This is a genomic window from Pseudomonas sp. COW5 (assembly GCF_026240005.1).
Lineage (GTDB): Bacteria > Pseudomonadota > Gammaproteobacteria > Pseudomonadales > Pseudomonadaceae > Aquipseudomonas > Aquipseudomonas kribbensis.
The window spans coordinates 1,537,951-1,552,691 of sequence record NZ_JAPHVP010000001.1 but is presented as its reverse complement, the minus strand read 5'-3'; the positions used below and the strand labels follow the sequence as shown (position 1 = coordinate 1,552,691).

Genomic DNA, 14,741 nt, shown 5'->3' with positions numbered 1-14,741 from the left:
GAAAAAAATGGGGGGAGCCAGCCTGCTCCCCCCATTTTCGATTCGCTCAGTATTCGAGCGCGGCCGGCCGCAGGTACAACCCTTTGGCGTTTGCCGCGATCCGGTACTTCACCACATCCCCGGCCTTGAGCGAGATCTCCTGCGCCGGCGGTGCCAGCATGCCCGGCTGGCAACCCGGGACCTGGCCCGGTTCCAGCTTCAGACGAATGGAGAACGTGCCGTGGGGCAGGTTGAACGAGGTGGACTGCTCCTGAAGCAGCCGCCCGGCGAACTGATCCTGAATGTACACGCCGATCTCGCAGGAGGTCGGCACTTCCAGACGCTCGCGGGAGATGATCAGAACGGCGTAATCCTCGCCGATCGCGTTGGCCTGGGGCAGGCAGGCAAAGAAGCTGAGTAGGCCAAACAGGCTGAAAGCTGACCAGCGCATGGCTGAATCTCCTGAATTGATGTCATGGATGCACGCAGCTTGGCCGAGCGCGGCGCCGATTGCCAGCCCGGCAGTTGTTTGCAGAACTTGACCTTGCCATCGTGGCAAGCTCGACACTGCCGGCAACCTCACTCAAAGGAGTCATTCCATGCAAGTGTTCAGTGTTGAAGGCATGTCTTGCGGTCACTGCGTCAAGGCCGTTACCCAGGCGGTGCAGAGCAAGGATCCGGCGGCCAGCGTGCGGGTCGATCTGGCGGCGAAGGAAGTCGGTGTCGAAAGTGCGTTGAGCGCCGAACAAGTGATCGAGGCGATCAGCGAAGAAGGCTACGCCATCCGACTCGCCTGAACTTTTTAATAGTTAGCGAGCTACCGGATTGTTCAAGGCGTCCTCGCGCGGCTAGACTGTCGGGCTGCACTCTTAACCAAAGTGCCCGCCCAACTGCCTGCCAAACCTGGACGCCTGATGAACTTCCGTACCATTCTGATTCTCGGTGCCTTGACCGCTTTCGGTCCGCTGGCGATCGACTTCTATCTCCCCGCGTTTCCCACCATGGCGCTGGCGTTCGGCACCGATGAGAAACACGTCCAGCTGACGCTGTCGGCTTACTTCTTTGGCTTGTCCATCGGCCAACTGGCCTACGGGCCGGTGGCGGACCGTTTCGGGCGGCGGATTCCATTGCTCACGGGCCTTGTGCTGTTCACCCTGGCGTCATTGGCCTGCGCTTATGCGCCGAATCTGGAATGGCTGATCGGTGCGCGGTTCGTTCAGGCACTGGGCGGTTGTGCGGGAATGGTGATTGGCCGGGCGGTGGTCGCCGACAAATGCGACGCCGTGGGATCGGCGAAGGTCTTTTCGCAACTGATGCTGGTGATGGGGCTGGCACCGATCCTCGCGCCGATGCTCGGCGGCCTGCTGGTCAACACCACGGGTTGGCAGTCGATCTTCCTGGTGCTGACCGGCTTCAGTGCCATGGCGGGGCTGGCGGTCGCTCTCGGTCTGCCGGAAAGTCTGCCGGCCCATGTTCCGCGCCAGCCACTGTCCGGTGCGCTGCGGCAGTATGGTCGACTGCTGACCGACCCGATCTACATGGGCCATGCCCTGACCGGTGGTATCGCCATCGCCGGGATGTTTGCCTACATTGCCGGCTCACCCTTCATTTTCATCAAGCTGTACGGCGTTCCGGCCGAGCATTTCGGCTGGCTGTTCGGCACCAACGCGGCGGGCTTCATTCTGGTGGCGCAGGTCAATGCGCGACTGTTGGCCAAGCGCGGCCCGGCGTTTCTGTTGTCGCGGGCAGTCTGGGTCTACTTCGGTGCCGGGCTGGCATTGCTCGGGGTCAGCGCCCTGCACACTGAGGCCCTGTGGCCGCTGCTGATTCCATTGTTCATTTGCGTGGCCAGTCTTGGCTGCATCAGCCCAAACGCGGCGGCGAGTGCGATGAACGGCCAGGGCGCTCGTGCCGGCAGTGCTTCGGCATTGCTCGGGTGCATGCAATTCAGCGTCGCCGCCGGCGCCTCGGCGCTGGTGGGGGTCTTGCACGACGGCACCGCCGTGCCGATGGCCATGGTCATCAGCCTGTGCGGTCTGTTGGTGGTCAGCGCGGCGATGCTCACCCGGCGCATGCAGAATGCACGGGCGCTGGCAAAGGCGCAGGCCGAAGTCTGAACGGAAGAAACTCAGCCGACAGCGCGTTGCTGGGGAATGTCGGGAATCTGATGGGGCGCGTGCAGACGCGCTTCGAGGGTGCGGGTGAAGGCGAGGGCTTCGGCTTCACTGCGGAATGTCACGGCGTGCTGGTCAAGGCGAACTTGCCATTGGGACTTTGCCACTTCTTTTATCAGGATCTTCATTGCTGACCTCCCGTACGTAAAAGATTGCATCGCAGAGGTTTCGATTGTAGACCCGAATACGATCGCAATTGTGACAAGGGTCAAGCATCTGACTGACGGCAAAAAGCGACCGCAGCCCCCGAGTCAGCCACTTCTGGCGCTGACGAAGGCTGCGGCCTCCGGCGTTTTAGAAACTTTCTAAAACAATTTTCCCCTTGGCCTTGCCGCTTTCCAGCAATTCATGGGCACGGCGCAGGTTGCTCGCGTTGATCTTGCCGAAGTGTTCACCCACCGTGGTCTTCAACGTCCCGGCATCGATCAGGTCGGCCACCCGGTTGAGCAGTTTGTGCTGTTCGATCATGTCCGGCGTCTCGAACAGCGAGCGGGTGTACATGAACTCCCAGTGCAGCGACAGGCTCTTGCGCTTGAGCTTGGTCACGTCCAGCGACTTCGGATCATCGATCAGCGCCAGTTTGCCCTGCGGCGCCAGGGCCTCGACCAGTTGGTCCAGGTGCTGATCGGTCTGGGTCAGGCTGGCGACGTGGGTCACGTGGCCCAAGCCGGCGCGCGTCAGTTCTTCGCTCAACGGCTGGCTGTGATCGATCACCAGGTCGGCGCCCAGCTCGGTCACCCAGTCGCGGGTTTGCGGGCGGGAGGCGGTGCCGATCACTTTGAGCCCGGTCAATCGGGCGGCCAGTTGGGTCAGGATCGAGCCCACGCCACCGGCTGCGCCGACGATCAACAGGCTCTGACCTTCGTCAGTGTTGCCTTCGCGGATTTGCAGGCGTTCGAACAACAGCTCCCACGCGGTGATGGCGGTCAGCGGCAGGGCGGCGGCTTCGGCGAAGCCGAGGCTTTTCGGCATGTGGCCGACAATTCGCTCATCCACCACGTGCAGTTCGCTGTTGCCGCCGGCACGGGCGATGGAGCCGGCGTAGAACACCTTGTCGCCGGCCTTGAACAGCGTCACTTCGCTGCCGACTGACTTGACCACACCGGCCACGTCCCAGCCCAGCACCTTGGCCGCGCCGCCCTCCGGCGCGACGTTCTGGCGAACCTTGGTGTCGACCGGGTTGACCGAAATCGCTTTGACTTCCACCAGCAGGTCGCGCGGGCCGGCTACCGGCTCCGGCAGCTCGATGTCTTGCAGGGATTTTTCGTCGCTGATCGGCAGGGAGGCGTAATAGGCGATGGCTTTCATGGATGACTCCGAAAAGTGCTTGAAGGAAGGATTCAGGCGATGGCGCGCAGACGCTTGAGCTCGAAGTGTTCGAGGAACGCCTCGGCCTTGCTGCGGAAATGCTGGATATGCGCACTGTCGTCGTGGGCCTGCAGGGCTTCGTCGCTGGCCCACTGTTCGATCATGTAGAAGGCCAGCGGATTGGCCAGGTCCTGGTGCAGGTCGTATTGGCCACAACCGGCTTCGGCGCGGGTCGGTTCAATCAGTGCACGCAAGTGCTGTTCGAGGGCGTCCTGCTGGCCAGGTTTGGCGATCAGGGTGGCGATAGCGGTGAAGGGCTGGGACATGGTCGACTCCGGAACGGGAAGAATTCGATGGGAGGCATGATTGGCTATTTCTACGCAGGATAAAACCGGCTAAAAGAGCAGTCTCTTTCAATTTTTTTTTGATAATCGAGGCTGGAATGCTGCGTTTCGATGACTTGCAGTTGTTTGTCCGGGCGGCGGATCTGGGCAGCCTGTCGGCGGCGGCCCGGGTGATGGACATGTCCGCTGCCGTGGCCAGCGCGGCGCTCAAGCGTATCGAGCAACAGCTCGGCGCACGGCTTCTGGCGCGCTCCACCCGCAGTCTGCGGCTGACGTCCGAGGGCGAAGGCTTCCTCGAATACGCCCGGGCGGCGTTGAGCAACCTGGATGAAGGGCGTCGTCTGCTGGCCAGCGGTCAGGATCAGGTCAGCGGGATTCTGCAGTTGTCGGCACCCTCGGATTTCGGCCGCAATCTTCTGTTGCCGTGGCTCGATGAGTTTCAGCGCGAGCACCCGAAACTGACCGTGCGTCTGCTGCTGGGCGACCGCATCGCCGACCTGTTTCGCCAGCCGGTGGACATCGCCTTGCGCTACGGCGAACCGGAAGACTCCAGTCTGGTCGCGTTGCCCATCGCCGCGCAGAACCGACGGGTACTTTGCGCCTCTCCCGGCTATCTGGCGAAACATGGCGAGCCGACTCAACTGGAGCAGCTCGCGCAGCACAATTGCCTGTTGTACATGCTGGGAAGTCGGGTGCACGACCACTGGAGTTTTCATGACGGCAAACGCGAAGTCGGCCTGACCGTCAGTGGCGACCGCTTCAGCGATGACGCCGATGTGGTGCGGTTATGGGCCGTCGCGGGGGCGGGCATCGCCTACAAATCCTGGCTGGATGTGGCCGGCGATGTGCTCGCGGGGCGGCTGAAAGTACTGCTGCCCGGCCTGCTCTGTGAGCGGGCTCCGCTGAATCTGCTGTGCGCCCATCGCGCACAATTGAGTAAGCCGGTGAACCTGTTGAGGGAGATGCTCGCCAGCCGTTGCGCGGAATTGAGTAGCCGATTTCCCGCTTTTTCGCAGGTTGATCATTAGTCGCAGGCAAAAAGCGAAATTTCTGTCAGGAACAATCACCAGATGGACCTGCTCCGGCGCAGGACGCTGCGGGCAACCCGCTTATACTAGCGCTCGCCTGAAGCCTGCACCCGCACGCAGGCACAGGCATGATCGGACAGACACCGGCCGGGTAACGGTGACGGTCGTGTCGAGTACTGCGAATACCGGGTGGCAGTGTGTTGCCTTGCCTCGGATCAAGGCGTTTTTGCGCGGCTTGGCCGACGACTGATTACTGGTCAAGATGTCTCTGAGCAGTAGACGATACGATTCAACAGGGAGTGAATACATGGAACATGCACCTTGCATCAGCCAGATCGCCACTTTGCTGGCCGATCCCAAACGCAGCGCGATGATGTGGGCGCTGATGGATGGTTCGGCCCGGCAGACCGAGGAACTGGCGCTGCTGGCGGGGCTGTCGCCCTCATCGGCCAGTGCGCATTTGGGGCGCTTGTCCGCTGGCGGTCTGTTGAAGGTCGAGGCTCGCGGGCGCAAGCGCTTCTTTCGCCTGGCGGCTCCGGAAATCGGTGCGGCCATCGAGGCTTTGGCCAGCGCCACGCTCGCCAGTGCCCCGCGGGAAATTCCCGATGTCTTCAAACGCGCCACCCCCATCGCCAGACCCCAGTCCGCACCCTCTTCCCTGCTGCGTGCGCGTTTTTGCGACGACCATCTGGGCGGTACGCTGGCGGCCGACCTGTACCAGCGCCTGCTCGATTCCGGCTGGATCGAACAGCTCGAACATCGGGTGGTGGTCACCCACAAGGGGGCGACACAATTGGCCAGTCGCGGGGTCTTCATCCAGGCGCTGGCCCACCGTAACGCACAGGTCGCCTGTGCGTGCCCGGACTGGAGCGAGCGGCGCCCGCACATGGGTGGCTCGCTGGGTGCGGCGTTGTTGCAGCTGTTCATGCAGTCCGGCTGGCTGACGCTGCCCAACGACTCCCGCGCCCTGCAACTGACGGCGGCGGGACAGCGGGAAATTCATCGATTCGCTCGGGAGACCGAGCTGGAAATGGCGCTGTAGAGCGCTTCGCTCCACTGCCCGGATGACTGGCGTCGCCTACGGCTGCGAACAGGTCGCATCTGGCACAAAGGCTGAACGGCTATCGCGCACACTCGATCCGCAGACATTTCGGATGGAGGAGGTGGCATGGACACGGGAAGCTTCAGCGCGGCGGATCGACTGGAACGCCTGCCGGTCAGCGGTTATCACCGGATCATTTTCATCATCATCGCCCTGGCGTTTTTCTTCGACTCCATGGATCTGGCGATGATGACCTTCCTGCTCGGCTCGATCAAAACCGAATTCGGCCTGAGCAGCGCCGAAGCCGGTCTGCTGGCCAGTTCGAGCTTTTTCGGCATGGTGCTGGGGGCGTCACTTTCCGGGCTGCTGGCCGATCGTTTCGGTCGCAAACCGGTGTTTCAGTGGAGCATCGTGTTGTGGGGGCTGGCCAGTTACCTGTGCTCCACGGCGCAAACGGTCGAGAGCCTGACGCTGTTCCGCATCCTGCTGGGAATCGGCATGGGCATGGAGTTTCCGATTGCCCAGTCGATGCTGTCGGAGCTGATACCGGCCAAGCGTCGCGGGCGCTACATTGCCTTGATGGACGGCTTCTGGCCGTTGGGGTTTGTCGCTGCCGGTGTGCTGTCGTATTTCCTGCTGCCGTTGATTGGCTGGCGTGACATCTTTCTGGTGCTGGCGGTGCCGGCGGTGTTTGTGCTGGCGATCCGCTTTTTCATTCCCGAGTCGCCACGCTGGCTGGAGCAGGCCGGCAAGCATGAAGCGGCGGATAAGGTGTTGTGCGGGATCGAGGATCGGGTGCGGAAGTCGCTGGGCGGGGCTGCGTTGCCGGAGCCGGTTCGCCTGCCTCGGGTGATCACGCCACCGGGTAACTTCCTGTCGGCCCTCGGGCAGATCTGGTCGCCGCTGTACCGTCAGCGCACGATGATGATCTGGAGCCTGTGGTTCTTTGCGCTGCTCGGGTTCTACGGCCTGACCTCCTGGCTCAGCGCGTTGCTGCAACAGTCAGGGTTTGCGGTGACTCAGTCGGTGTATTACACGGTGCTGATTTCCCTCGGCGGGATTCCCGGCTTCCTGATGGCGGCCTGGCTGGTGGAGCGTTGGGGACGCAAACCGGTGTGCATCGTCACGTTGCTCGGCGGCGGGGTGATGGCGTTTCTGTACGGCCAGAGTGCGGTGTTCGGCGGCAATGTCGGGTTGCTGATCGGCACGGGCCTGTTGATGCAGTTTTTCCTGTTCGGCATGTGGGCGGTGCTCTACACCTACACGCCGGAGTTGTACCCGACATCGGCGCGGGCGACGGGCTCGGGGTTCGCCTCGGCCATCGGTCGCGTGGGTTCGCTGCTCGGGCCGTTGGTCACCGGGCTGGTGTTTCCGATTACCGGGCAAGGCGGGGTGTTTGCGCTGGGGGCGTTGTGCTTCGCGGTGGCGGCGGGGGTGGTGTGGCTGTTCGGGATGGAGACGCGGGGCAAGACGCTGGAGGAGTTAACTGAAGCGGTTGCGCGCTGAGACCGGAAAGCCGTTCGAACACGGGCGTGTTCGAACGGCTTTCTGCTGTTACGGCTTCACCAGCCGCGCATCCAGGCTGTTCTGCGCCAGGCGCTTGGCCTGATCCTGGGTCATGCCCAGATGTTCATGCAACGCATGGAAGTTTTCGGTGACATAACCGCCGAAGTACGCCGGGTCATCGGAGTTCACCGTGACCTTCACGCCGCGCTCGAGCATGTCGAGGATGTTGTGCTGCGACATGTGATCGAACACGCAGAGTTTGGTGTTCGACAGCGGGCATACCGTCAGCGGGATCTGCTCGTCGATGATCCGCTGCATCAAGCGCTCGTCTTCGATGGCGCGCACACCATGGTCGATACGCTGGATCTTCAGCAGATCGATGGCTTCCCAGATGTACTCCGGCGGGCCTTCTTCGCCGGCATGGGCAACGGTCAGGAAGCCCTCGTGACGGGCACGGTCGAACACACGCTGGAACTTGCTCGGCGGGTGACCCATTTCGGAGCTGTCCAGACCTACCGCGACAAACGCATCACGGAATGGCAGCGCCTGGTCGAGGGTTTTCTGCGCTTCGTCTTCGCTCAGGTGGCGCAGGAAACTCAGGATCAAACCGCTGGTGATCCCTAGTTGCTGCTCGCCATCCTTCAGGGCGGCGGCGATGCCGTTGAGCACCACTTCGAACGGGATGCCACGGTCGGTGTGGGTCTGCGGATCGAAGAACGGTTCGGTGTGAATCACGTTCTGTTCTTTGCAGCGCAGCAGGTAGGCCCAGGTCAGGTCGTAGAAATCCTGGGAGGTGCGCAGCACGTCGGCGCCCTGGTAATACAGGTCGAGGAATTCCTGCAGGTTGTTGAAGGCGTAGGCCTTGCGCAGGGTTTCGACGTCGCTCCACGGCAGGGCGATCTTGTTGCGTTCAGCCAGGGCGAACAGCAGCTCGGGCTCCAGCGAGCCTTCGAGGTGCAGGTGCAGTTCAGCCTTGGGCAGGGCGTTGAGCCAGTCGTACATATTCTTTTCTCATCAGGTGCAATGACGGCATTCTACAGATGCGCGCCGAAACAATTGGCAAAACCTGACCAACCGATCCATCACACCGCTTCCTGCTCCCGTCGGTAGGCGTAGGTATCGGCGAAGCGCGACAGCAGGAATTCGGCGCAGGTGGTGGTCGGATATTTCGCCGGATGTCGGTCGTCCTGGCAACCGGGCAGGCACTCGATGCGGGTGTCCGGGTGCGGTTCGGCGAAGAACGGCATCGAATAGCGATCCACGCCGAGCGGGCTGATGACCCGATGCGGAGTCGAGCGATAACGGTCGTTGCTCCAGCGCGCCATCATGTCGCCGAGGTTGACCACGAAGGTGCCCTCAATTGGCGGTGCGTCGATCCACAGGCCTTTGACGTTTTTCACCTGCAAACCGCCGGCGGTGTCCTGATACAGCAGCGTGATGCAGCCGTAATCGGTATGTGCTCCGGCACCTTGCTGTTCGGCGGAACTGGCGGTGTGGCGCGGCGGGTAGTGGATCATTCGCAGCACGCTGACCGGTTCGTTGAAGCGTGTATCGAAGAAATCACGTCCGATGCCGAGTGCCAATGTCATGGCCCGCAACAGGGTTTGCGCCAGGGCCTGCATGTCGCGGTAGTGCTGTTCCATCAGCGTCTCCCAGCCGGGAATGGCCGGATGACGGTTGGGGCCACGCAAGGGTTTTTCCGCCAGCACGTCGGGATGATCGGCCGGCAGGTGCAGGCCCATGTCGAAGGTTTCCTTCAGATCGCTGGGTTTGTCCGGGTCGAGTTGTTCAGTGGCGATGGCGCCGTAGCCGCGATGATGGACGGTCCGGGTGATGTCGATCTTGAGTTTTTCCGCCGTTGGCAGCGCGAAGAAGTGCCGGGCGTGATCGAGCAGGGATTCAATGCGCTGCGCCGGAATCGGATGGCCCTTGATGTAGAAGAAGCCCCATTCGCGGCAGGCGTGGTCGATCTGTTCGGCGACGGCGGGCCAGGCGTTGTGGTCGTTGGAGTAGAGCGGGGAGATGTCGATGATTGGAAGGCTGTTCATGCACAATCCTTGGAGTCATGTGAGATCCAGTGTGGGAGCCAGCCTGCTGGCGATGAGGCCAGAACGGTATCGACTGAAAGTGCACTATCGCCAGCAGGCTGGCTCCCACAGGGTTTTATGGTGGGCAGGCGTTACTTCGGCATCTCGGCCTTCATACCTTCGACGTAGTAATTCATCGACGCCAGTTCCACGTTGGTCGCGCTCTTGCCCGCCGGGATTTTCTCGACCCCGGCCTGATCCTTGATCGGCCCGGTGAACGGTTGCAAGGTGCCGCTCTTGATGTCGGCGATGATCTGCTCGGCTTCGGCCTTCACCGGCGCCGGCACCAGATCGCTGATCGGCAGTTCGACCGTGCCTTCCTTCAACCCGCCCCAGTAGTCCTGGGATTTCCAGTTGTGATCGATCACGTTCTGGGTCGCCTGAATGTAGTGCGGTGCCCAGTCGTTGACGATCGAAGTCAGCACCGCTTTCGGGCCGAAGTGCGCCATGTCGGAAGCGTAGCCCACAGCATAGACGCCACGTCGTTCGGCGGCCTGGATCGGCGCCGGGCTGTCGGTGTGCTGGAACACCACGTCCACGCCCTGATCGATCAGCGCATTGGCGGCGTCGGCCTCTTTACCCGGATCGAACCACGAGTTGACCCACACAACCTTGATCTCGGTGCCGGGGTTGTACTTGTTCAGGGCCAGCTGGATGGCGTTGATGTCGCGGATCACTTCCGGGATCGGGAACGAGGCGACGTAGCCGATCTTCTTGGTCTTGGTCATTTTCGCCGCGAGGAAACCGCCGACATAACGGCCCTCGTAGGTGCGCGCCAGATAGGTGCCGAGGTTCTTGTCCTGCTTGTAGCCGGTGGCGTGTTCGAAGGTCACCTTGGGAAACTGTTTGGCGACTTTCACCGTCGGGTTCATGTAGCCGAAAGAGGTGGTGAAGATCAGGTCGTAGTTGTCCTTGGCCATGTTGCGGATCACCCGCTCGGCGTCGGCACCTTCGGCGACGTTTTCCACGTAGTTGGTGGTGATCTGCGTGCCGAGTTTTTCCGCCAGCGCCTTGCGCCCCTGTTCATGCTGATACGTCCAGCCGTGGTCGCCGATGGGGCCGATGTAGACGAAACCGACTTTCAGTGGATCGGCGGCACTGGCGCCCAGGCTGAGGCCGAGGCCCATGGCGATGCACAGCAGTTTCTGCAATGAACGTTTTTGCATGAACGCGAACTCCCTTTTGTTGTGTGTGGGGAGGGCAATGCAAAAGGCTGACCAAGCGGACAACAAATCGAGTCGAAATCGCGGCGAGGCCTTCGCGAGCAAGCCCGCTCCCACAGAGGGCCGCGTTCCCATGTGGGAGCGGGCTTGCTCGCGAAGAGGCCGCAAAGGCCAATAAAAGTGCAGGCGTAGACAAAGCTGCCATCGGCTGGTGCGCTAAGGTGTAACGAACCATCAGCGCCGCTTCGCAGTCAGTAACTCATTCGACCCCGGCAACCGAAGGCCCGCCATGCTCACGATCCTCAAGCAAGAAAGCTTTCTGCTGCTGGCCCTGATCGCGGCCTTCGTTGCGTATCCGCTGGAGCACTGGTTGCTGCACAGCGGCCAGGTCGTCGCGCTGACGGCCGGGCTGGTGCTGATCGCGTTCATCGTCGCCGCGTCGATGCGCGTCGCCCATCAGGCCGAACTGCTCGCGGAAAAAGTCGGCGACCCGTACGGCACGATGATCCTGACCCTCGCCGCCGTGCTGGTGGAAGTGGTGATCCTGGCGATCATGATGAGCAACGAAGCCTCCGCCACGCTGGTGCGCGACACGATCTATTCGGCAGTGATGCTCGACATCAACGGCATCCTCGGCCTCGCCGCGCTGATGGGCGGGATCAAGCATGGCGAGCAGTCCTACAACGACGATTCTGCCCGCAGTTACAGCGTGATGATTCTTACCGCCATGGGCGTGTCGATGGTGGTGCCGGAGTTCATTCCCGAGGCCAACTGGAAAATCTATTCGGCGTTCACCATCGGCGCGATGGTGGTGCTTTACGCGCTGTTCCTGCGCATGCAGGTCGGGCCACACAGTTACTTTTTCAGCTACAGCTACCCGGATAAACGCCGCAGGAAACAGCCGCCGGAGGAGGAACCGGAGAAGGTCAATCTGCCGCTGTCGATTGCCATTCTGGTGTTCGGTGTGGTGGTGATCGGCGCACTGGCCGAAGTGATGTCCAAGACTCTCGATCTGGGCCTGGAAGGGACGGGGGCACCGCCGGTGATCACAGCGATTCTGGTGGCGGCGATTTCGGCGGCACCGGAGATTTTGACCGCATTGCGCGCAGCGTTGGCCAACCGCATGCAGTCGGTGGTCAACATTGCGATGGGCGCTTCGTTATCGACGGTGATTCTGACCGTGCCGGTGATGGAAGCGATGGCGCTCTACACCGGTCAGCCGTTTCAGATGGCGATGACGCCGGTGCAGACGGTGATGATCTTCATCACACTGATCGTCAGCGCGATCAACCTCAATGACGGGGAGACCAATGCCATTGAGGGCATGACGCACTTTGTGTTGTTTGCGACGTTCATCATGTTGTCGCTGCTCGGACTTTGAGCCGATCACAAAACAAATGTGGGAGCGGGCTTGCTCCCACATTCAGACTTCCGCTTGGATCAGGTACCGGCGATCAACTGCCGCGCCGCCTGGCTGTGGTCGGCAATCAAACCTTTGAGATCTAGCCCTTCAACCTGTCCGTCAACCACACGCCACTTGCCGCCGACCATCACGCGATCCGCACGGTCCGCGCCGCACAACAGCAATGCCGAAATCGGATCATGACTCCCGGAGAAGCGCAGCTCATCCAGCTTGAACAACGCCAGATCCGCCTGCTTGCCCACCGCCAGTTCACCGATGTCGGTGCGTCCCAGCAGGCTCGCCGAACCCTTGGTCGCCCAACCCAGCACACGCTCCGGGGTGATCTTCTCGGCGCCATAACGCAGGCGCTGGATGTACAGGGCCTGACGCGCTTCGAGGATCATGTTCGATGCATCGTTGGACGCCGAGCCATCCACACCGATACCGAACAACGCGCCGGCATCGGTCAGTTCGATGCTCGGGCAGATGCCGGAGGCCAGGCGCATGTTCGAGCTCGGGCAATGGCAGATGCCGGTGCCGGCCGCGCCGAGACGGGCGATTTCGTCAGGGTTGAAGTGGATGCCGTGGGCCAGCCACGTGCGCGGGCCGAGCCATCCGACGCTGTCCAGATAATCCACGGTGCGCAGGCCGAAGCGTTGCAGGCAGAAATCTTCTTCGTCGAGGGTTTCGGCAAGGTGAGTGTGCAGGCGCACATCGAGTTTGTTCGCCAGATCGGCGCTGGCGGACATGATTTCCGGGGTCACCGAGAACGGCGAGCACGGGGCCAGGGCGATCTGGATTTGCGCGCCGTCACCACGTTCGTGGTACTCGTGAATCAGCCGCTGGCTGTCGTCGAGAATCACCTGGCCTTCCTGCACCGTCTGTTGCGGAGGCAGGCCGCCGTCCTTCTCGCCGAGGCTCATCGAGCCACGAGTGAGCATGGCGCGCATGCCCAGTTCGCGCACGGTTTCGACTTGCACGTCGATGGCGTTTTCCAGGCCGTCCGGGAACAGGTAATGGTGATCGGCAGCGGTGGTGCAGCCCGACAGCAGCAACTCGGCCAGTGCGACTTTGGTGGCGAGGGCGAGTTTTTCAGGCGTCAGGCGCGCCCACACCGGGTACAGGGTTTTCAGCCACGGGAACAACGGCTGATTGACCACCGGCGCCCAGGCGCGGGTCAGGGTTTGATAGAAGTGGTGATGGGTGTTGATCAGACCCGGCAGGATCACGTGCTCACGGGCGTCGAACACTTCATTGCATGGGGCGGAAGGTTGCTGGCCGGCGCCGAGCACTTCGGTGATCACACCGTCTTGCAGCACCAGGCCGCCACGGGCATCGAGGCCGTTGGCCGTGAAAATGGCGAGGGGATTTTTTAACCAGATACGGGTCGCAGGCATTGTGGCCGGCTCCTCTGAAAGTTGGGTTCAGGGTTGCCAGCTCAGTGTTGCCCTGTCTGCTGATCCAGGGTCGCCGCGAAGGACGAGGTGCGGAGTTTCGAACAAAATGTTGCGACGGGCAAGCCCAACCCGACCAGACACCGGGATAACCCTGTGGGAGCAGGCTCCCACAGGGTCCAGTGCTTACCAGGGAATGGTTTCACCCTTGTAGTTCACGAAGTGATGGCCGCCCTTGCCGGCAAATGCGTCCACCTGATCTACCAGGCCACGGGTGCTGGTCTCTACGTCGATATCGGCGCCTTCGCCGCCCATGTCGGTTTTCACCCAGCCCGGATGCAGCGACAGCACGGTGAGTTTCTGCTCGCCCAACTGCGTGACGAAGCTGTTGGTCATCGAGTTCAGTGCCGCTTTACTGGCCTTGTACAGCGCCAGTTCAGGCGCGTCGGGCATGGTCACGCTGCCCAGTACCGAGCTCATGAACGCCAGCACGCCGCTGCCGTCGCGGATCTGCCCGACGAAGCGCTGGGCGAGATTGATCGGCGCCACGGCGTTGGTGAAGAACAACTGGCCGACTTCCGCCAGCGTCGCGCCGCCCGGGGTCTGCACGTCAGGGCCCTTGACCCCGGCGTTGACGAACAGCAGGTCGAAGGTCTCGCCCTTGAGTTGCTGGCTCAGGGCGATCACCGCTTGCTGGTCGTCCATGTCGAGTTTTTCGATCTGCACGTTGCCCAGTGCTTTCAGCGCCTCGGCGTTCGCAGGGTTGCGAACCGTGGCGGTGACTTGCCAGCCATCGGCCAGCAGGGTTTTCACCAGACCCAGGCCCAGGCCCCGGGAGGCGCCGATGATCAGTGCGTGCTTGGCAGGATTCAATGCGGACATGATGGGCTTCCTTGAAAGTTGAAAGATCACGGGTTCAATGGACAGCGTTGACCGAGCCGTTGCTGCAATTCCTGGCGCAGCTCGTCGAGTTCGGCCATGCGGGTTTCGACCAGCTTGAGCTTGTCTTGCAGCAGTTGCGCGACGGTGGTGTCGGGGTTCGGCGAGTGCCACAACGCGCCAACGCTGTTGCCGATCTCGCCAAGGGTAAAGCCCAGACGTTGCGCCGTCTTGATGTACAGCACCAGTTGCACCATCTCCGGCGGATAGTCGCGATAACCGTTGGCGCTGCGCTGCGCCGCGATCAGTCCGCGTTCCTCGTAAAAACGCAGCGTGTCACGGCTGACATCGCAGGCCTGGGCCAACTCCCCAATGCGCATCTTGCAGGTCTCGAAAGTGTTTGACCCTGGAGCATACTCCAGGCTTTACCGTGAT

The 14,741-nt window shown here is 61.9% G+C and carries 16 protein-coding genes; 6 read left to right on the top strand and 10 right to left on the bottom strand.

Annotated elements, in window-relative coordinates; translation table 11 throughout:
* Positions 1 to 46: 46 nt before the first annotated feature.
* On the bottom strand, positions 47 to 430 hold the full coding sequence (locus tag OQ248_RS07110) for a hypothetical protein (protein ID WP_265812420.1): 384 nt from the start codon (positions 428 to 430) through the stop codon (positions 47 to 49).
* 148 nt (positions 431 to 578) lie between these two features.
* Here OQ248_RS07110 and OQ248_RS07105 point away from each other — a divergent pair, with 148 nt between their 5' ends.
* Together OQ248_RS07105 and OQ248_RS07100 are read left to right on the top strand one after the other, a co-directional pair.
* Positions 579 to 776: a cation transporter gene (locus tag OQ248_RS07105; RefSeq protein ID WP_085711270.1), complete on the top strand. Its 198-nt coding sequence runs from the start codon at positions 579 to 581 to the stop codon at positions 774 to 776.
* A gap of 117 nt (positions 777 to 893) precedes the next feature.
* A complete protein-coding gene (locus OQ248_RS07100; protein WP_265812419.1) occupies positions 894 to 2,096 on the top strand; it encodes a multidrug effflux MFS transporter in 1,203 nt (400 codons plus the stop codon).
* 11 nt (positions 2,097 to 2,107) lie between these two features.
* On the opposite strand, the gene OQ248_RS07095 is transcribed toward OQ248_RS07100, so the two are convergent.
* From OQ248_RS07095 to OQ248_RS07085, 3 genes are all read right to left on the bottom strand, one after another.
* Positions 2,108 to 2,281: a hypothetical protein gene (locus OQ248_RS07095; RefSeq protein WP_265812418.1), complete on the bottom strand. Its 174-nt coding sequence runs from the start codon at positions 2,279 to 2,281 to the stop codon at positions 2,108 to 2,110.
* A 166-nt stretch (positions 2,282 to 2,447) separates the two neighbouring features.
* A complete protein-coding gene (locus tag OQ248_RS07090; protein ID WP_265812417.1) occupies positions 2,448 to 3,461 on the bottom strand; it encodes a zinc-binding alcohol dehydrogenase family protein in 1,014 nt (337 codons plus the stop codon).
* A gap of 32 nt (positions 3,462 to 3,493) precedes the next feature.
* A complete protein-coding gene (locus OQ248_RS07085) occupies positions 3,494 to 3,787 on the bottom strand; it encodes a putative quinol monooxygenase (protein ID WP_265812416.1) in 294 nt (97 codons plus the stop codon).
* 116 nt (positions 3,788 to 3,903) lie between these two features.
* On the opposite strand from OQ248_RS07085, the gene OQ248_RS07080 reads away from it, so the two are divergent.
* From OQ248_RS07080 to OQ248_RS07070, 3 genes are all read left to right on the top strand, one after another.
* A complete protein-coding gene (locus tag OQ248_RS07080) occupies positions 3,904 to 4,833 on the top strand; it encodes a LysR family transcriptional regulator (RefSeq protein ID WP_265812415.1) in 930 nt (309 codons plus the stop codon).
* A 307-nt stretch (positions 4,834 to 5,140) separates the two neighbouring features.
* Positions 5,141 to 5,875 (top strand): helix-turn-helix transcriptional regulator, encoded by a 735-nt coding sequence (locus OQ248_RS07075; RefSeq protein WP_265812414.1) that lies wholly within the window; start codon positions 5,141 to 5,143, stop codon positions 5,873 to 5,875.
* A gap of 126 nt (positions 5,876 to 6,001) precedes the next feature.
* Positions 6,002 to 7,381: an MFS transporter gene (locus tag OQ248_RS07070; protein WP_265812413.1), complete on the top strand. Its 1,380-nt coding sequence runs from the start codon at positions 6,002 to 6,004 to the stop codon at positions 7,379 to 7,381.
* A 48-nt stretch (positions 7,382 to 7,429) separates the two neighbouring features.
* On the opposite strand, the gene OQ248_RS07065 is transcribed toward OQ248_RS07070, so the two are convergent.
* The 3 genes from OQ248_RS07065 to OQ248_RS07055 form a co-directional block, all read right to left on the bottom strand.
* Positions 7,430 to 8,383: an adenosine deaminase gene (locus OQ248_RS07065; protein WP_011332312.1), complete on the bottom strand. Its 954-nt coding sequence runs from the start codon at positions 8,381 to 8,383 to the stop codon at positions 7,430 to 7,432.
* An 80-nt stretch (positions 8,384 to 8,463) separates the two neighbouring features.
* Positions 8,464 to 9,429: a 2-oxoglutarate and iron-dependent oxygenase domain-containing protein gene (locus OQ248_RS07060; RefSeq protein WP_265812412.1), complete on the bottom strand. Its 966-nt coding sequence runs from the start codon at positions 9,427 to 9,429 to the stop codon at positions 8,464 to 8,466.
* 131 nt (positions 9,430 to 9,560) lie between these two features.
* Positions 9,561 to 10,634 carry a BMP family ABC transporter substrate-binding protein gene (locus OQ248_RS07055; protein ID WP_265812411.1) on the bottom strand — a complete coding sequence of 358 codons (1,074 nt, stop codon included), beginning with the start codon at positions 10,632 to 10,634 and terminating at the stop codon, positions 9,561 to 9,563.
* A 286-nt stretch (positions 10,635 to 10,920) separates the two neighbouring features.
* On the opposite strand from OQ248_RS07055, the gene OQ248_RS07050 reads away from it, so the two are divergent.
* The gene (locus OQ248_RS07050) at positions 10,921 to 12,012 is read left to right on the top strand and encodes a calcium:proton antiporter (protein WP_265812410.1); all 1,092 of its coding nucleotides are present in this window, start codon (positions 10,921 to 10,923) and stop codon (positions 12,010 to 12,012) included.
* Positions 12,013 to 12,071: 59 nt separating this feature from the next.
* Here OQ248_RS07050 and OQ248_RS07045 read toward each other — a convergent pair whose 3' ends face one another.
* From OQ248_RS07045 to OQ248_RS07035, 3 genes are all read right to left on the bottom strand, one after another.
* Positions 12,072 to 13,430 carry an 8-oxoguanine deaminase gene (locus tag OQ248_RS07045; RefSeq protein WP_265812409.1) on the bottom strand — a complete coding sequence of 453 codons (1,359 nt, stop codon included), beginning with the start codon at positions 13,428 to 13,430 and terminating at the stop codon, positions 12,072 to 12,074.
* 183 nt (positions 13,431 to 13,613) lie between these two features.
* A complete protein-coding gene (locus OQ248_RS07040) occupies positions 13,614 to 14,300 on the bottom strand; it encodes an SDR family oxidoreductase (protein ID WP_265815074.1) in 687 nt (228 codons plus the stop codon).
* Between the two features lie 35 nt (positions 14,301 to 14,335).
* Positions 14,336 to 14,686, bottom strand: coding sequence for a MerR family transcriptional regulator (locus tag OQ248_RS07035; protein WP_265812408.1), 351 nt, complete (start codon positions 14,684 to 14,686; stop codon positions 14,336 to 14,338).
* Positions 14,687 to 14,741 lie beyond the last annotated feature (55 nt).